The following is a 16,538-nucleotide window of genomic DNA, read 5'->3' as shown; positions in this document are numbered from 1 at the left end:
CCAGGAGATCCTTATGAAACGCTGTGTTATCGCCTCGCTCGCCCTCTCGCTTGCTGTCCCGGCCTTCGCCCAATCGGCTGCCGAAAAGAGCGGGGTCAATTCCCTGATCGGTGTGCCGCCGAAAACCGAAGATTTCGTCAAGGAAGCAGCCGTGAGCGACATGTTCGAAATCGCCTCCAGCAAGCTTGCGACCGAGCGTGGCGACGATGCGACGAAGGCCTTCGCGCAGCAGATGCTCACCGACCACCAGAAGACCAGCGAGGAACTCAAGGCACTGGTTTCCAGCGGCAAGGTCAAGGCGGCGCTTCCGAGCACCATGACGTCGGATCAGCAAAGCATGCTCGACAAGCTGAACGGCCTGCAAGGAGCCGATTTCAACAAGCAGTATCACTCCGACCAGGAATCTGCCCATGAGGACGCGGTCGATCTCTTCAAGCGCTATGGCGACGAAGGGGACAATCCCGAACTGAAGGCATGGGCTGCAAGTACGCGCCCCGCTCTGGAACATCATCTGCAGATGGCCAAAGAGCTCAACAAGTAAGCGGCAGGACCGCATGGTCAAGGTGATCATGAGGCCCGACGGGAGGCAAGAATGATCGATGAGGAGACACGAAGGATCCGTGCCTACCGGATTTGGGAAAGCGAGGGGCGCCCGGAAGGTCAGGACCTCGCACATTGGTATCGAGCGGGTGACCCGGCGCAAGATGGTCGGGAATACATCCGATATTCCCATGGCTCGGCGCCGGCAGGGTCGCTGATCATCAAACTCTATCGATCGGGCAACCAGATCCGGGGATATGTTCGCAAGGTCGCGGAAAGCGACCTGGACGACACGGTCTATCCCGGCGAGGAAATGGAGCCTGAGGCGGCATTCCAACTGGCAGAGTCCCATAGAGGCAACAGCAACAGCCCCGTCTTCGTCGAACTTGTCGAGGACGTCGAATGGGATCCCTCCTGGGGCCGGCTCAGCTATTAACCCACGGAAGCAGACCGGGTCGCATCGATTAGCCCGGCACTGAAACTGCGGCTTGATCCGGAGTAGATCCGCTTCCAGCGCATCTCACACGATCTCGGGAGAACAGCATCCATGGCGAAAACAGTCGGCGATTTCCTTGTGGCACGGCTTCGCGAATGGGGCGTGCGACGTATGTTCGGCTATCCCGGCGACGGCATCAACGGCGTCTTCGGGGCGCTCCATCGCGCATCCGACAAGATGGAGTTCATCCAGGCACGACACGAGGAAATGGCGGCTTTCATGGCCAGCGCCTATGCGAAGTTCTCAGGCGAACTTGGCGTCTGCATCGCAACCTCGGGACCTGGCGCCACCCATCTGATCACCGGTCTTTACGACGCTCGCATGGACCATCAGCCAGTTCTCGCCATTGTCGGCCAACAGGCGCGTCGCGCGCTCGGCGGACGTTACCAGCAGGAACTCGACCTAGCCGCCCTCCTAAAGGACGTCGCGAGCGATTTCGTGCAACAGGCTTCCGCTCCGGCGCAAGTGCGCCATCTGATCGACCGCGCGGTTCGCATCGCGCTCGCAAACCGAACGGTGACAGCGATCATTTTGCCGAACGATCTGCAGGAAATGCCCTATGAGGAGCCAGCGCGAAAGCATGGAACCGTGCATTCGGGTCCGGGTTACCACCCGCCGCGGGTCTTTCCGCATGGAGACGATCTTCAGGCTGCGGCCGATATTCTGAACGCTGGGAAGAAAGTGGCGATCCTCGTCGGCGCCGGCGCGCTCAACGCCACGGACGAAGTCATTGCCGTTGCGGACCGCCTCCAGGCGGGCGCTGCCAAAGCCCTGCTCGGCAAGGCCGCGCTGCCGGATGACCTGCCATGGGTGACGGGTTCGATCGGCCTTCTCGGAACAGAACCCTCATGGAACCTGATGCGTGACTGCGACACGCTGCTGATGATCGGTTCCGGTTTTCCCTATTCCGAATTCCTGCCGGAGGAAGGCCGGGCGCGCGGCGTGCAGATCGACATCAATCCCGACATGCTGTCGCTGCGCTATCCGATGGAGCTCAACCTGACCGGTGATGCGGCCGAAACGCTCAGGGCGCTGTTGCCTCTCTTGCGGGAAAATCCGGATCGCAGCTGGCGGCAAACGATCGAGAAAGACGTCGCCTTCTGGTGGAAGACCCTGGACGAGCGCGCCCACGTCGACGCCGATCCGGTCAATCCGCAGCGCGTGGTCAGCGAGCTGTCGCCGCGGCTGCCGGCAAACGCCGTCGTCACCAGCGATTCCGGCTCCTGCGCAAACTGGTATGCCCGGGACCTGAAGATGCGCCGCGGCATGAAGGGATCGCTTTCCGGCGGACTGGCTTCGATGGGAGCTGCCGTGCCCTATGCGATCGCCGCCAAATTCGCTCACTCCGATCGCCCCGTCATCGGCCTGGTCGGCGACGGCGCCATGCAGATGAACAATCTCGCCGAGATGATCACCGTTGCCAAATACTGGAAGGACTGGGCCGATCCGACTTTCGTCATCTGCGTCTTCAATAACCAGGATCTGAACCAGGTGACGTGGGAGCAGCGGGTGATGGAGGGCGATCCGAAATTCGACGCGTCGCAGTCCATTCCTGACATAGCCTATCACAAGTTCGCCGACCTCATCGGATTGCGCGGCATTTTCGTCGATCGGCCGGCTCAGCTCAGCGCCGCATGGGAAGCAGCCCTGACCTCCGATTGCCCCGTCATCCTCGAGGTGAAGACCGACCCGGAAGTGCCGCCGCTGCCGCCGCACATCACCTTCGAGCAGATGCGGAATCTCACCTCGGCGTTGATGACGGGGGATCCGCATGAGACGGGCGTCATTGCCGGTACCTTCCGCCAGCTCTTTGCCGGCATCCTGTCGCGACGGTAGCTGACGACATTGTCTCTCACCGTTACGAATTGTCTGATCCAATCCCGAAGGCGTCTCAGAAGGAAAGATCCAGCACCCTGCCCTCGAACAGACGGTCCCGGGAGCCTTCGAGATGTGCCTTCATCAGCCGTTGTGCATCATCAGCCCGGCCATCAGCGATCGCCTTGTAGATGGCGTTATGCTCTTCATAGACCTGTTCCAGCCCCTGGCGGGGGCCGAGCAGGGAAAGACCATGAAGGTGCATGCCGACGGCGATATGGGCTTTCAGCGCATCGATCGAGGCGGTGTAGTAATGGTTGTTGGCAGCCTCCGTCACCGCGCGATGGAAGATGAAATCGGCGTCGGTGCGGTGAAGCTGATGGCTGGTCGCTTCGCGCAGATCCGCAAGGGCGCTGGCGATCTTCTGGATCGCCTGCTCATTGCGGCGTTTGGCGGCGAAATAGGCCGCGGCCGGTTCGATGGTCAGCCGGAATTCGTAGCAGCGCTGAATATCGGCGATCGTCTTGACCGGCGAATAGGCAAGCTGAGTCGTCGGCGATCCATGCGCGCTGACGAAGGTCCCAGCTCCCTGTCGGGCATAGACCATGCCCTGATCACGCAACCGCGCCAGCGCATCGCGGACGATCGGCCGGGAAACCCCCAGCATCGCAGCAAGTTCATGTTCGCCGGGAAGGCGTGAATCCGGTGGGTAGTTTCCGCCACGAATCCGCTCGAGCAGCTGGTCGAAGACACGATCGACCAGCTTGACGGCCTTGCCGCGTTCGGGCTTGCCCGGCGGGCCGGCTTCCGCGTTCAAAGATTCGCTATTCGCTTCAACCACGTCATTCTCCCCGACGGTATCTTACTAGAGCATGACGCCGAAAAGTGTGAGCGGTTTTCGGATGACATCATGCTCTCACTACAGAATTTAGAACAGGATGATTTAGGCTGGTTGGCCTAAATCATCCTGTTCTATGCCGCCTGATTCCGAAGAACCAGTTTTAGCAGACTATCAGGCTTGCCGAAGCCCCCCGACTTGACGGCGCACCGAAATAGCCGGCCATCGGCGGCCGTCACATCGAACCAGGGAATGCCCGCCTCGATCTCGCCCTTGGGCGTCAATACCCTCACACCCAGTATACGGAAAACGGCAAGAGCCGTATCGCCACCGCCGACCATCAGCATATCCGGCCTCGTGTCGTCGATGACAGCCTTGACGCCTGCCGCAAAGCTGCGGGCGACGAGCCGCGCATCGGCCGCCATATCGCCTGTGCAACGCAACAGCACCGGCAGCGCCAGACCCTCTCCACATTCGATCTCGCCCATCGGCGCGTCCACTACCATGCGCAAGGCGCCTGCACTTTCAAGCCGGTTCATCTGAGCGGCAGTGATCGGATCGCGCGATCCGAAGGCAAACAGGGTCCGCGGGCTTGCTGCAAATTCCCTCTTGGTCGATGGACCTCTCTCGCCGAGGTGGCGCGCAAGTGCGGCGCCAAGACCCCGTGCGCCGACCGCAAGGGTCGTCTGCCAGTCATGACCCTCGGCGATCCGGTCAAGATCGACATCGTCCTCGGCATCTGCAACGACAATGCGGTCCGCGCCAGTTTTGAACAGCTCAGCGATCGGCAGCGGCCGGTTGATGCCGCGGCCGACGACACAGCCCCGGTAGGTCAAACGCTCCTGATCGGGAATGGCGGGCGCGACGAGGACGGTCTTAAGGCCGAATGCCTTCGCCAGCGCCATGCTTTCCACCGCGACATTGCCCTTCAGCCGGGAATCGATCTTCTTCATGACGACCGCCGGCTTCTCGCCACGAAAGACCTCCGCCGCCGAGTGTACTCGTTCGGCGGCTTCACGCTCATCCAGCGCGCGGGAGGCGGTGTTGACGACGACGACATCGCAACCGATGGCGACCGCCTCCCGGGCCGCCTCCATATCAATCGCGACGACGACCGAAAGGCCGGCTTCGACGAAGGGCGTGCCGGTATCGAGCGCGCCGGTCAAATCGTCGGCAATGATCGCAGCCTTCAGCGTCATGCGATTTGCTCCGTGTTGACGGCGTGGCACGCAACGAGATGGCCGGGCCTGGCTTCCTTCCAGGCCGGGATGACCTTGCTGCAGACATCCATTGCGATCGGGCAGCGCGTGTGGAAACGGCAGCCGGCCGGCGGGTTCAGCGGGCTCGGCACGTCGCCCTGCAGGATCTGGCGCTGGCGGGTGCGCTCCAGTTCCGGATCGGTCTCCGGAACGGCCGACAGCAGCGCCTTGGTATAGGGATGCAGCGGATTGTCGAAGAGCTCCTCGCGGGTGGCGAGTTCGGCCAGCCGCCCGAGATACATGACGCCGACGCGGGTGCTGATGTGGCGCACGACAGCGAGATCATGGGCGATGAAGAGGTATGTCAGCCCGTATTTCTCCTGCAGATCGAGCAGAAGGTTGATGATCTGCGCCTGGATCGACACGTCGAGTGCTGAGATCGCCTCGTCGCAGACGATGAATTTCGGCTGGCAGGCGAGCGCGCGGGCGATGACCACGCGCTGACGCTGGCCGCCGGAAAGCTCGTGCGGATAGCGCTGGGCAAAGCGTGTGGGCAAGCCGACATCGGTGAGCAGCGTCGCCACCCTCTCCTTCAGCTCGGCCTTGGCGCAGAGCTTATGGAAGAGGATCGGCTCCCCGATCGCTTCGCCCACGGTCATGCGCGGATTGAGCGTCGAATACGGGTCCTGGAAGACGATCTGCAGGTCGCGGCGGAAAGGCCGCATCTGCTTCTCGTCGAGGGTGGCCAGGTCCTGGCCTTTGTAGACGACCTTGCCGCTGGTCGCCTTATAGAGATTGAGGATGGTGAAACCGGTCGTCGATTTGCCGCAGCCGGATTCGCCGACAAGGCTCAGCGTCTCGCCTTCCATAATGTCGAGATCGACATTGTCGAGCGCATAGACCGTCGCCGACCGCTCACCGAAAGCACCGAGCTTGACATGGAAATGCTTGACCAGATTTTCGATCTTGAGCAGCGGTTGAACAGTCATCACGCAGCCTCCTGCATTCTCTGGACGACGAAACAGGCGGCGCGATGATTGCTGCTGCCGCTCAGCGGTTCGAGCCGTGGCACCTTCTCGTGACAGACCGCCTCTACAAGCGGACAGCGCGGCGCAAAGGGGCAACCTTTCGGCCGGCGGCCGGGCTCCGGTGGGGTGCCGCCGATCGAGCGCAGCCGGCTTGCCGGCGGATCCGACAGTTTCGGGATCGAGGACAGCAGACCGCGCGTATAGGGATGGCTCGGACGAGCATAGAGCTCGTCCACCGGCGCATCTTCCACGACGGTGCCAGCGTAGAGCACGGCGACGCGATCGACGAGACCGGCAATCAAAGCGAGGTCGTGGGTGATCCAGACGACGGACATGCCGAGCTTGGCGCGCAGATCCTTCACCAGACCGACGATCTGGGCCTGGATGGTGACGTCGAGTGCCGTCGTCGGCTCATCGGCGATCAGGAGCTTGGGATTGCAGGCAAGGCCGATGGCGATCATCACGCGCTGGCGCATGCCGCCTGATAGTTCGTGCGGAAAGGCCTGCAGGCGCTCTTCCGGACCGGGAATGCCGACCAGGCGCAGAAGCTCGACGGCGCGGGCGCGGGCCTGCGCCTTTTTCATCTTGCGGTGATAGATCAGCGGCTCGCAGATCTGGTCGCCGACGCGCATGACGGGATTGAGCGAGGTCATCGGGTCCTGGAAGACGAAGCCGATATCGCCGCCGCGCACCTTGCGCAGCTCGCCGTTCGACATCGTCTGCAGGTCGCGGCCGTCGAAGGTCGCCGATCCCCTGGCGACCTTGATCTTGTTCGGCAGGAGCCGCATCAGGCTCAGCATGGTAAGGCTCTTGCCGCAGCCGGATTCGCCGACGACGCCGAGGGTCTCGCCCTTGTCAACGTGGAGATCGATGCCGTCGACGACGACGGCCGGGCCGTTGCGGCCATCGATCTCGACGGTAAGACCCCTGACATCGAGCAGGCGTTCTGTGCTTTTCGTATCCATCATTTGCCGCCCCGCGGGTTGAGCGCGTCGTTGAGGCCGTCGCCGAGGAAGCTGAAGGCAACCGAGGCGAGGCCGAGCACGGCCGCCGGAGCGGCGAGAAGATGCGGATAATGCTGCCAGACGCGCAGGCCGTCCGAGATCATGTTGCCCCAGCTCGGCGTCGGCGGATTGACGCCGACACCCAAGAAGCTGAAGGCGCTTTCCAGCACCATCGCTGTGCCGAGACCGGCGCTGACCGAGACGATCAGCGGGCCAAGCGCATTCGGCACGACATAACGTTTGATGATGATCCAGTTCGACAGGCCGAGCGCCTGGGCCGCGGTGATGTAGGGCCGACTGCGGATCGACAGCACCTGGGCGCGCACCAGACGGGCATAAGGCGGCCAGGAGATCAGCGCCATCGACCCGAAGACGAGGATGAAGTCCACCCATATGGTCTGGCGGTAGAAGGGGTTGAGGGTCTCGAGGTAGCGCGCCTCCATCCACCGGGTGATCGGCGATTTCAGCGACGCGTTGATGACGACGACGAGCAGCAGGTTGGGAACCGACATCGTCACGTCAGTCAGCCACATGATGGCGCGATCGAAAGGATTGCCGAAGAAACCGGCCACCGCGCCGAGCGTCAAGCCGATCAGCACCGCGAAGAAGGTGACGATGACGGCGACGAGGAACGCGGTCCGCGTGCCGAAGACAACGCGGCTGAAAACGTCGCGACCGAGGTCGTCGGTTCCGAAGAGATGGCTCATCGACGGCAGCGCGTTGCGGGCACTGAGGTCCTGGCTGAGATAATCATAGGGCGTGAGATAAGGCCCGAGGATCGCCGTGAAGGCGAGGATCAGGACGATGACGAGGCCGAAGACGGCGAGCTTGTTGCGCCGCAGCCGATGCCAGGCATCGCGCCACAGGCTGACCGGCGGCTCGTCGACGGTTTCGGCGGTGGAAAGAGGGATGGCGGACATGGTCAGCGGCTCCTTCTTGCATCGTTGGCGCGTGGGTCGAGCAGCGGATAGAGCACGTCCACCAGCAGGTTCGACACCATCACCAGGAACGATCCGATCAGCGTGATCGCCAGGATGACGGGATAATCGGAATTGATCAGCGCCTGTACCGTCAGCCGGCCGAGACCCGGCAGGCCGAAGACGAGTTCGACGAAGATCGCGCCGTTGACGATCGTAATCATGATCAGGCCGAGCTGCGTGATGACGGGCGTCAGCACCGGCCGCAGAATATGACGCAGCGCGACGATGATTTCGGGCACGCCCTTGGCCCGGGCGGTCCTGACGAAATCCTCCGACAGCACCTCGATGACGGCGGCACGGGTCTGGCGCACGATGAGTGCGATCGGCTGGAAGGAGAGGACGATCAGCGGCAGCAGGATTCTGATATCGAGGATGCCGCCCCAGCCATAGGGCACTTTCACGCCCGGCAGCAGCACGATGAGGCCGACCATCAGCAGTGGTCCGGCGACATAGGCTGGGATCGCCCAAAGGAAAAGCGCGGAGCCCAGAATGGCGTAGTCGAGGCGCGAATTCTGGTTCAGCGCGGCGATCATGCCGAGCGGGATCGCGACGACGGCGGTCAGAATGATGGAACAGAGGGCAAGCTGGAAGGAGACAGGCGCAGCGGCCGAGACCATCGCCCAGACGGCGCGGCCCGATGTCAGCGAGTTGCCGAACTGGCCGTGCAGCAGGTTCCAGATGTAAAGGCCGAACTGCTCGATGAAGGGCCTGTTGAGACCCGCGCTTTCGCGAATGGCTTCGATGCGCTGCGGATTGTAGGCGACATCGCCCGGCGCGCGCAGGAAGATCAGCTTGATCGGGTCGCCGGCGCCGTAAAAAGCCAGCGCATAGACAGCCAGCATGACCACGAGAACGGACGGAATCCAGATGGCAAACCGGGTTAGCACGTAGCGCAGCAAGGCCACCTCCCACCTGTTATACGATGCGTTTCCCTCATCAGCCTGACGGATCGCATCTCTTCTTGAAACTTGCGCGAAGGCCGCAAGGCCCTCGCGCGCTCATTGTCAATTCCAACAGGGCTTTCCGAGATCAACCGATGGAGATGTTCCAGGGTTCGACAACCTGCCAGTCGAGGTTCTTATCGAGGCCTTTGACCTCCTTGGTGGCCCAGCGCGACATCGCCTGAGAATACCACGGAATGAAGGCCCAATCGTCGCGGAAGGCCTTCTGCGCCTGCTGGGCGAGAGCGATGCGCTGCGGATCGTCCGCAGCCTTGGTCGCCGCTTCGGCAAGGGCGCTGTCGACCTTGTCGTTCTTGTATCCGCCGAGCTTGTTCTGCGCATTCGACGAGGTCGAGGCGATGCAGCCCGTGAGATAGGAAACGGCATCGGGAACGCGGGTGCCGACGTCGTCGCGGAAGATCTGGACCGAGTTCTGGTCCGGGCCGGCGTAGGCGTCCTGCTGCGGCTTCATGTCAACCGCTGTAATGCCGAGGTTCTGGCGCCACTGCTCGGCGATGAACTGGGCCGCCGCCTCAATCGCCGGCGCCGAAATGCCGACGAACATGATCTTCGGCAGCCGCTCCGGACCGCCGTAGCTCGATTCGGCGAGCAGCTTCTTGGCGCCTTCCGGGTCGTAGGGAAAAGGTTCAAAGCCGGAATTCTCCGCGCCTGGAACCGAGTTGAGGATCTGGTCGGCCTTCTTGTGCGGCCCATCGGGATAAGAAGCCTTGAACAGGCCATCACGGTCGACCGCCATGATCAGCGCCTGGCGGACCTTCGGATCGTCCATCGGCGCGCGGGAGATATTGAACCAGAAATGCTGGCTGGTCGGGATCAGCGGGCCGGCCGAGAATTCCGGGCCAAGGTCCTGAATAATGGTCGAGGTGACGAGCTCTGTATGGGCGTTGAACTCGCCCGAGTTGATCAGCGAGGTCGCGGTGACATTGTCCTCGATCGAGGTGATCTCGATGCGCGCAAGCTTCGGCTTCGGCCCGAAGAAATGTTCATTCGGCTCGAAAGTAAGCTTGCCGGCGTCGATATCGAGGCTCGTCAGCTTGAAAGGCCCGGAGAAGACCGGTTTGCTGTCGGGCTTGTACCAATCGATGACCTCCTCGCCGTCGCTACCGCGTGACTGCGACGCCTTGGTGATCGGCGCGATGTGGTTTGCCAGGCGCATGAAGAAGATCGGATCGGCGCCGGCGAGCGTCACGACGACCGTTCCTTCGTCGGGAGTCGCGACACCGGTCAGCTCTTTGCCGGAGCCGGCGGCGATCTCGGCATAACCCTTGACCTTGCTCAGCACCTGGTCGGCGCGCTGGCTCTTGGTGTTCGGCATCGAGGCGACTTCCCACGACCCCTTGACGTCGGCCGAGGTAATCTTGCTGCCGTCGGAGAAGACGGCCTTGGGATCGATCTTGAAGGTCCAGACGATGTTGTCGGCCGATTCCCAGCTGGTGAAGACATAGGGCTTGAGATTGCCCTGGCTGTCGAAATACATCGGCGAAGCCCACCAGATCGCGTTCCAGCGGAAGGTCCTGCCGCCACCACGCAGCGGCGACCAGTCCTGGTCGAAAGCCGGATGCGCGACTTTCAGGACCTGGCCTTCGTCCGCCAGCACGATGCGGGCATTCATCCCGAAGACGGTAAGGCCGACGCCGGCGGCGAGGCCGAGTTTCAACGCATTGCGACGTGATAGATTGGTTTTGTCAGATTGATCAAAAGACATGCATTCCTCCCACAATTAATCGGCAGCACTCTCCCTGCACCCTCCAGGCGCAGCATAATCCCTGTCATATCGTTCCCTCGTTATTGTAAATATGTCAACAAAAAAACGCGATTTTAATCCGACGAAAATTATCTGATAAAAATAACACTATAATTACAGTTAGATAATATTTCGCCTCCGCAGTCACTCATTTTGTCTTCTTGACAAAAGCGCCGCGATGGAAAAGTTCTTTGCACTCCATCGCCACAGACAAATGACAATCGCATGTGCTGTCGGACGGTTCGACGGATCGGCAAGACAAGGCGCGCCGAAGGGAGGGCGGAATGAGCCATCACAGGATTACAGGCGTTTTCAGCGCGGCCGCAACGCCGCTGACCGCGGACAATACGCCGGATCTCAGCCTTTTCACCGATCATTGCCGACGGCTGCTGGCCGAGGGATGTCATGGCGTGGCCCTGCTCGGCACAACGGGTGAGGCCAATTCCTTTTCCGGAGGCGAGCGGCGCGCCATTCTGGAAGCGGCGCTGGAGGCCGGCATTCCTTCCGACAAGCTGTTGCCGGGAACGGGCGTCGTCGCCATTCCGGAGACCGTCGAACTGACCCGGCACGCCCTGTCGCTCGGCGTCACCAAGGTGGTGATGCTGCCGCCCTTCTACTACAAGGGCGTCTCAGACGACGGCCTCTTTGCCGCCTATTCGCAGGTGCTGGAGAAAGTCGCCGACACGCGACTGCAGGTCATCCTCTATCATATCCCGCAGGTCTCGGGTGTGCCGCTCTCCATTCCGCTGATCGGCCGGCTGATTGCCGCTTTCCCGGAAACCGTCGTAGGCATCAAGGAATCTGCGGGCGATTTCAACAACATGCAGGCCATTATCGCTGCCTATCCCGGCTTTTCCGTCCTGGCGGGCGCCGATCCCCTGCTGCTGCCGCTCTTGAAGGCCGGCGGCGCGGGCTGCATCACTGCGACCTCCAATCTCGTGGCAGATTCACTGCGCACGGTCTACGACCATGTCCACGACGAGAGGCGCGCCAGCGGAGTCGAGGCGGCGCAGGCGCGCATCAATGCTTACCGCACACTTTCCAACTCCTACGTCCAGATCCCGGCCATCAAGGCAATGGTCGGGCTGAAGACGGGCAATCCCGCATGGAGGCGCACCCGCGCACCACTAATGCCGCTCAGCGAAGCGGATTATGCCGCACTCGCCGAGAGCTACGCCAAGCTGCCCTGAGGAGACCCGCCATGCGCTTTACCGGACTGCCCCCCGAAGCCGTTCCCGCCCTGATGACCGGGGCCATCACAGCCCACCCCGCTGTCGAGGGCCGCGCAGACACCTATCTGCCCTCGCCCTGCATCCAGAACCACGCGGCAAATCTCGCCTTTCTGCCCGATGGCGCGCTGACCTGCGTCTGGTTCGGCGGAACTATGGAGGGCATGGGCGATATCTCCATTTACATGTCGCGGCTGGCGCCGGGCTCCGAGCGCTGGTCCGAACCGGAGAAGATGAGCGACGATCCGGAGAAATCCGAGCAGAACCCGTTGATTTTCAATGCTCCTGACGGAAAGACATGGCTGCTTTTTACCTCGCAGACCTCGGGCAATCAGGACGGCTCCGTTGTCAAATGCCGGATCTCCGATGACGGCGGCCGGACGTTCGGCCCGGTCCGTATCCTCTGCGACAGCCCCGGTACCTTCGTTCGCCAGCAGATCGTCGTGAACGACAGAGGCGAATGGCTGCTCCCAATCTTCCGCTGCGTCGGCCTCGACGGCCGGCGCTGGAGCGGCGACGCCGATACGGCAGCGGTGTTGATCTCGCGCGACGGCGGCGCGAGCTGGCAGATGAACGACGTTCCCGACAGCATCGGCGCCGTGCACATGAACATCCTTCCACTCGGCGGCGGCGAGATGATCGCCTTCTACCGCAACCGTTTCGCCGAGACCGTTCTTTCCAGCCGATCGAACGACGGCGGCAGGACGTGGAGCGCTCCGGAGCCCACGGACCTGCCGAACAACAATTCCTCGATCCAGGCCACAGTCCTGGATGATGGAGCGATTGCAATGGTTTATAACCATTCGAATGCAGCCATGTCGGATGCACGGCGCCAGTCTCTCTACGATGAAATCGAGGGCGACGAGGCCGGAGCGACAGCTACCGTTCCTGCTTCCGATGTCGGCCGCAAGGCGGTCTGGGGTGTCCCGCGTGCGCCGCTGAGCCTCGCGATATCGAGGAATGGCGGCAAGAGCTTTCCGCATCGCATGGATCTCGATACCGGCGATGGCTTCTGCCTCAGCAACAATTCCAAGGATTCGCTGAACCGCGAATTCTCCTATCCCTCAGTCGTCCAAGGCGGCGACGGCACACTCCATATCGCCTACACATACTATCGGCGCGCCATCAAATATGTGCGCCTCGCCCCGCAATCCTTGCCGTAAGCGAGGCGGCGGCTGAGCAATTGTAAATCTGCGTCCGGAGAGGGAGAAGAACGCGGGATTCAACGGCTTCGACCGGTCGAACGGCTTGAGCTTGATAACAAGTTCGACTGGCTCCTCGAACATACGATAGGCAGGTTCGGCCTGAGCGGATTATTGGAATTCAAAGACAGAGATCCGATAACCTGCAGATTTAACTGATGTTTATGTATATTCTCTCCGCATGAGAGCTTCAACGTTCCGATATCAGGCGACAAAATTTTCAGCCCTCTGGAATGCCGACTTGACATTGACATTACAACTTTACATTAAAGAGGGCGACACTGTTGCCGCAAGATCCGCAGGGAGGACTGATTCATGGCCAGCTTGGGTTCGCCAATCACGATAGTTCGGCCGCATTTGATCGAGTTCGGCATCGGCACGGCGGGAAAGCTCGGCAGATGGGCTGCCGAAAAGGGCTACAGGCGCACGCTTGTGATCTCGGATGCGTTCAACGCTTCGCGCATCGATGTGCTGGAACTGAAGGGCGAGGTCACGGTGTTTTCCGAGGTGACGCCCGAGCCGGATACGGCCAACCTCGACAAAGTATTGGGAGTGGCTAACGCCGCCGATGCCGAGTTGATCGTCGGCTTCGGCGGCGGCAGCGCCATGGATCTGGCAAAGCTCGCCGCCGTTCTTGCCGGCTCGACGCAGACGCTGCACGAGGTTGTCGGTCCGAACAAGGTCAACGGCCCGCGCAAAGTCGGGCTCGCCCAGGTGCCGACGACGTCCGGCACCGGCAGCGAGGCCGGCATCCGCGCGCTCGTCACCGATCCCAAGACGATGGCGAAGCTCGCCGTTGAAAGCTTTCATATGCTGGCCGACATCGCCATCGTCGATCCGGCGCTGACCTTCAGCGTGCCGGCGCGCACCACCGCCGCAACCGGCGTCGACGCCATGGCCCATTGTGTCGAAGCCTTCACCAACCGCAAAGCCCATCCGATGGTCGACATCTATGCGATCGAGGGAACGCGGCTCGTCGGCAGATATCTTGCCCGTGCCGTCAAGAACGGCGGCGACGCGGAGGCGCGCGCCGGTCTCGCGCTCGCCTCCCTTTACGGCGGCTTCTGTCTCGGCCCGGTCAATACTGCCGGCGGCCATGCTCTCGCCTACCCTCTCGGCACGCGCTGGCACGTGGCTCATGGTGCCGCGAATGCTCTGATCTTCCCGCATGTTCTCGCCTTCAACACGCCGGCAGCCGCGGAGAAGACGAAAGCGGTGATGGCAGCGCTCGGCTACGAAACCGCGGAAAACATCGCCTCCGTCTTCGATGCGGCTTACGCTTTCTGCGCCGAACTCGGCATCGAAATGAAGCTCTCCGGCCTAGGCGTGCCGGAAAGCGATCTCGATGCGATGGTCGATGACGCCTTTGCCATTCGCCGGCTGCTCGACAACAATCCGCGCGATCTAACCCGCGCCGACATTCGCTCGATTTACGCGGCCGCCTTTTAAAGCATGATGCCGAAAAGAGTGGGCGGTTTTCGACATCATGCTTCGGACCTAAGCAACGGTTTCAGAAGGAACTCGATTGATGGACAGGAATGCGAAAGTCGCCGTGACACTCGGTGATCCCGCCGGCGTCGGCCCCGAAGTGATCGTCAAGGCCTTGGCGGCTCTTCCAAGCGAAGAGCGTCGCGATTTCGTTATCGTCGGCAATGTGGAAGCGCTGGAGCGGGCCGATCGTGTTACCGGCTCGGGCCTGAAATTCGGACCCGCCGAGGCCGCCGGCGACAGGATCGCGGTCGATGAGGTCTCGCTCGGCGCCGCCCTGCCCGAGATCGGCAAGGTGAGCCCGGTCGCCGGCGATGCCTCGGTACGCTACATCACCCGCGCCGTCGATCTCGCCATGTCGGGACAGGCCGATGTCATCGTCACCGCCCCGATCAACAAGGAAGCGATGAACCTTGCCGGCCATCACCATGACGGCCATACCGGGCTTCTCGCACACCTCACAGGCTCGAAGAGCTCCTTCATGCTGCTTGCTTCCGAGCGGCTGAACACCATCCATGTCTCGACCCATATCTCGCTAAAGGGCGCGATCGAACGCGCCAAGACCGAGCGGGTGCTCGCCACCATCGAAGCCGGCCACAGGCATTTCCTGCGCCTCGGCAAGAAGGCCCGCATTGCCGTCGCTGGCCTCAATCCGCATTGCGGCGAAAATGGCCTGTTCGGCACCGAGGACATGGAATTCCTGGCGCCGGCCGTCGAGCAGGCGCAGGCCAGGGGTATCGACGTTGTCGGCCCGATCTCCGCCGACACGGTCTTCGCCCGCGCCTATAACGGCGCCTTTGATCTGGTCATTGCCCAGTATCACGATCAGGGCCATATACCGATCAAGCTCGTTGCCTTCGATACGGCCGTCAACGTCTCGCTCGGTCTGCCGATCGACCGCGTCTCGGTCGATCACGGCACCGCCTTCGACATCGCCGGTACCGGCAAAGCCAATCACGTCAACATGCTGTCGGCTATTGCCTATGCCAGGCTGATGGCCCGCTCGCCGCGCCAGAAGACCTGATCGCAACATTAGAGAGGAGCGACAGCGCCATTGCTCGGGGGAAACGTTTTCCTGCTGCCGCGTCACATGCCGAACAGACGGCGATCCCAGAACACTGGCTCGTGGAGACTCGCCGTGATCGAGGAGAATTCCGGATGCGCCGGATTGATCAGCACGTTGCGGTCGACGCGGGCGACGACGCTCGGCACCAGCAGGATAGCGCTGCGCTTCTCCTGGCACCAGCCTTCGCCGAAGTCCTTGCTAACGCTGGCCGGCATGCTGTCCCAGCCCGAGAGCGCGGGCTCGGAGAAAACCTCGTAGCTAACCCCGCGCGGTATGGTGATGGTGACATAATGCTGGTTGGGCGGCAGCCGCCCGCTGCCATGCACGAGCTTTTCGAGAAGCGCCGTCGAATAGTGTTCGCTCGTGTAAATGATCGGGCTGCCCGCCGTATTCCACCGCCCCGGCGCGATGGTCGAGCCGGTGGCGTCGAAGATCGGATAGGTTCCGTCAGGATCTCCGATGCGGACAGATGTCAGCGTGCGATCCAGGCGTTGCGCGCTCACGCAGCACTGCCGTATTTCAGGCTTCCGAGGATATCGAGAACGAGTTCGCCGCCGATTTCGCTCTGGATAACGACGTCGATCGGCCGCCTGTCCTCCAGCATCGCATGGGGGCGGAACAGGAAATCTCGCGCCTCGATGTCGCTTTGCCAGACATCGAGCGCCAGCCCCCAGACGCGCGCGAGGCGAGCGAGCTTTATGCCCTCGTCGGAGGAAAGCCGATGCTTGGACTTGCGCCGCTCATAGGTGGCCTTCGGCACCAGTCGGTACTTGAACTGCGCATCGCTCGGGGCGAGAAGCAGCGCCATCCGGTCAAGCGCCTTGACCGGCAATCCCTCCTCGATGCTGGAAAGCAGCCCGAAGGCCGAACGCGAGGCCGGCTCCCTGGCTGGCAAGCCGAGAACATCGGCAACGACTGCAAATCCGGTCATGCAATTGGCTCCAATT

General features: G+C 62.0%; 16 protein-coding genes and 1 pseudogene. 8 read left to right on the top strand and 9 right to left on the bottom strand.

The genetic code is table 11. The annotated features are described in order from the left end of the window. The first annotated feature begins 13 nt into the window (after positions 1-13). The 4 genes and pseudogenes from HJB91_RS24575 to HJB91_RS24565 all read left to right on the top strand — a co-directional run bounded on the left by HJB91_RS24575 (position 14) and on the right by HJB91_RS24565 (position 2,872). Positions 14-541, top strand: a complete 528-nt coding sequence (locus HJB91_RS24575) for a DUF4142 domain-containing protein (protein ID WP_221147555.1) — start codon at positions 14-16, stop codon at positions 539-541. Positions 542-592: 51 nt separating this feature from the next. Continuing rightward, positions 593-679: pseudogene (locus HJB91_RS31285) on the top strand (DUF2934 domain-containing protein); the annotation flags it as partial. A gap of 39 nt (positions 680-718) precedes the next feature. Further along, positions 719-976: a hypothetical protein gene (locus HJB91_RS30920; RefSeq protein ID WP_247241827.1), complete on the top strand. Its 258-nt coding sequence runs from the start codon at positions 719-721 to the stop codon at positions 974-976. Between the two features lie 111 nt (positions 977-1,087). Further along, the gene (locus tag HJB91_RS24565; RefSeq protein WP_221147553.1) at positions 1,088-2,872 is read left to right on the top strand and encodes a thiamine pyrophosphate-requiring protein; all 1,785 of its coding nucleotides are present in this window, start codon (positions 1,088-1,090) and stop codon (positions 2,870-2,872) included. A gap of 55 nt (positions 2,873-2,927) precedes the next feature. Here the strand turns inward: HJB91_RS24565 and HJB91_RS24560 are convergent, their stop codons facing one another. From HJB91_RS24560 to HJB91_RS24530, 7 genes are all read right to left on the bottom strand, one after another. Continuing rightward, positions 2,928-3,692: a FadR/GntR family transcriptional regulator gene (locus tag HJB91_RS24560; protein WP_210633722.1), complete on the bottom strand. Its 765-nt coding sequence runs from the start codon at positions 3,690-3,692 to the stop codon at positions 2,928-2,930. Positions 3,693-3,823: 131 nt separating this feature from the next. Beyond that, complete coding sequence (locus HJB91_RS24555; RefSeq protein ID WP_221147552.1) at positions 3,824-4,888, bottom strand: four-carbon acid sugar kinase family protein; 1,065 nt, start codon at positions 4,886-4,888, stop codon at positions 3,824-3,826. Further along, positions 4,885-5,877 (bottom strand): ABC transporter ATP-binding protein, encoded by a 993-nt coding sequence (locus HJB91_RS24550; protein ID WP_221156028.1) that lies wholly within the window; start codon positions 5,875-5,877, stop codon positions 4,885-4,887. Before HJB91_RS24550 ends, HJB91_RS24555 begins: the two co-directional genes overlap by 4 nt. After that, positions 5,877-6,884, bottom strand: coding sequence for an ABC transporter ATP-binding protein (locus tag HJB91_RS24545; protein WP_210633718.1), 1,008 nt, complete (start codon positions 6,882-6,884; stop codon positions 5,877-5,879). Before HJB91_RS24545 ends, HJB91_RS24550 begins: the two co-directional genes overlap by 1 nt. Then, a complete protein-coding gene (locus HJB91_RS24540) occupies positions 6,881-7,840 on the bottom strand; it encodes an ABC transporter permease (protein ID WP_210633716.1) in 960 nt (319 codons plus the stop codon). Before HJB91_RS24540 ends, HJB91_RS24545 begins: the two co-directional genes overlap by 4 nt. Positions 7,841-7,842: 2 nt before the next feature. Next, positions 7,843-8,799, bottom strand: a complete 957-nt coding sequence (locus tag HJB91_RS24535; protein ID WP_221156027.1) for an ABC transporter permease — start codon at positions 8,797-8,799, stop codon at positions 7,843-7,845. Between the two features lie 130 nt (positions 8,800-8,929). Continuing rightward, positions 8,930-10,567, bottom strand: a complete 1,638-nt coding sequence (locus HJB91_RS24530) for an ABC transporter substrate-binding protein (protein ID WP_210633713.1) — start codon at positions 10,565-10,567, stop codon at positions 8,930-8,932. A 323-nt stretch (positions 10,568-10,890) separates the two neighbouring features. Here HJB91_RS24530 and HJB91_RS24525 point away from each other — a divergent pair, with 323 nt between their 5' ends. The 4 genes from HJB91_RS24525 (at position 10,891) to pdxA (ending at position 15,549) form a co-directional block, all read left to right on the top strand. Continuing rightward, a complete protein-coding gene (locus tag HJB91_RS24525) occupies positions 10,891-11,796 on the top strand; it encodes a dihydrodipicolinate synthase family protein (protein WP_210633711.1) in 906 nt (301 codons plus the stop codon). A gap of 11 nt (positions 11,797-11,807) precedes the next feature. Continuing rightward, complete coding sequence (locus HJB91_RS24520; protein ID WP_210633709.1) at positions 11,808-12,998, top strand: exo-alpha-sialidase; 1,191 nt, start codon at positions 11,808-11,810, stop codon at positions 12,996-12,998. Positions 12,999-13,352: 354 nt separating this feature from the next. Continuing rightward, positions 13,353-14,486 carry an iron-containing alcohol dehydrogenase gene (locus HJB91_RS24515; protein WP_221156026.1) on the top strand — a complete coding sequence of 378 codons (1,134 nt, stop codon included), beginning with the start codon at positions 13,353-13,355 and terminating at the stop codon, positions 14,484-14,486. 79 nt (positions 14,487-14,565) lie between these two features. Next, on the top strand, positions 14,566-15,549 hold the full coding sequence (gene pdxA / locus HJB91_RS24510) for a 4-hydroxythreonine-4-phosphate dehydrogenase PdxA (protein WP_221156025.1): 984 nt from the start codon (positions 14,566-14,568) through the stop codon (positions 15,547-15,549). A 62-nt stretch (positions 15,550-15,611) separates the two neighbouring features. On the opposite strand, the gene HJB91_RS24505 is transcribed toward pdxA, so the two are convergent. Together HJB91_RS24505 and HJB91_RS24500 are read right to left on the bottom strand one after the other, a co-directional pair. Continuing rightward, positions 15,612-16,094, bottom strand: coding sequence for an RES family NAD+ phosphorylase (locus tag HJB91_RS24505; protein ID WP_210633704.1), 483 nt, complete (start codon positions 16,092-16,094; stop codon positions 15,612-15,614). After that, positions 16,091-16,522, bottom strand: a complete 432-nt coding sequence (locus tag HJB91_RS24500; protein WP_221156024.1) for an antitoxin Xre-like helix-turn-helix domain-containing protein — start codon at positions 16,520-16,522, stop codon at positions 16,091-16,093. Before HJB91_RS24500 ends, HJB91_RS24505 begins: the two co-directional genes overlap by 4 nt. Between the last annotated feature and the right edge of the window lie 16 nt (positions 16,523-16,538).

The sequence above is a fragment of the Rhizobium sp. NLR10b genome, from assembly GCF_019685435.1.
In the GTDB taxonomy this organism is placed as follows: domain Bacteria; phylum Pseudomonadota; class Alphaproteobacteria; order Rhizobiales; family Rhizobiaceae; genus Rhizobium.
The sequence above is the reverse complement of the archived record's forward strand: the minus strand, read 5'-3'. Positions and strand labels throughout refer to the sequence as shown.

Bases quoted from the DNA above. Each gene is read 5' to 3' on its own strand.
- HJB91_RS24525 (WP_210633711.1), top strand. From the start codon at position 10,891: ATGAGCCATCACAGGATTACAGGCGTTTTCAGCGCGGCCGCAACGCCG.
- HJB91_RS24545 (WP_210633718.1), bottom strand. From the start codon at position 6,884: ATGATGGATACGAAAAGCACAGAACGCCTGCTCGATGTCAGGGGTCTT.
- HJB91_RS24565 (WP_221147553.1), top strand. From the start codon at position 1,088: ATGGCGAAAACAGTCGGCGATTTCCTTGTGGCACGGCTTCGCGAATGG.
- HJB91_RS24515 (WP_221156026.1), top strand. From the start codon at position 13,353: ATGGCCAGCTTGGGTTCGCCAATCACGATAGTTCGGCCGCATTTGATC.
- HJB91_RS24555 (WP_221147552.1), bottom strand. From the start codon at position 4,888: ATGACGCTGAAGGCTGCGATCATTGCCGACGATTTGACCGGCGCGCTC.
- HJB91_RS24550 (WP_221156028.1), bottom strand. From the start codon at position 5,877: ATGACTGTTCAACCGCTGCTCAAGATCGAAAATCTGGTCAAGCATTTC.
- HJB91_RS24500 (WP_221156024.1), bottom strand. From the start codon at position 16,522: ATGACCGGATTTGCAGTCGTTGCCGATGTTCTCGGCTTGCCAGCCAGG.
- HJB91_RS24575 (WP_221147555.1), top strand. From the start codon at position 14: ATGAAACGCTGTGTTATCGCCTCGCTCGCCCTCTCGCTTGCTGTCCCG.
- pdxA (WP_221156025.1), top strand. From the start codon at position 14,566: ATGGACAGGAATGCGAAAGTCGCCGTGACACTCGGTGATCCCGCCGGC.
- HJB91_RS24520 (WP_210633709.1), top strand. From the start codon at position 11,808: ATGCGCTTTACCGGACTGCCCCCCGAAGCCGTTCCCGCCCTGATGACC.
- HJB91_RS24540 (WP_210633716.1), bottom strand. From the start codon at position 7,840: ATGTCCGCCATCCCTCTTTCCACCGCCGAAACCGTCGACGAGCCGCCG.
- HJB91_RS24530 (WP_210633713.1), bottom strand. From the start codon at position 10,567: ATGTCTTTTGATCAATCTGACAAAACCAATCTATCACGTCGCAATGCG.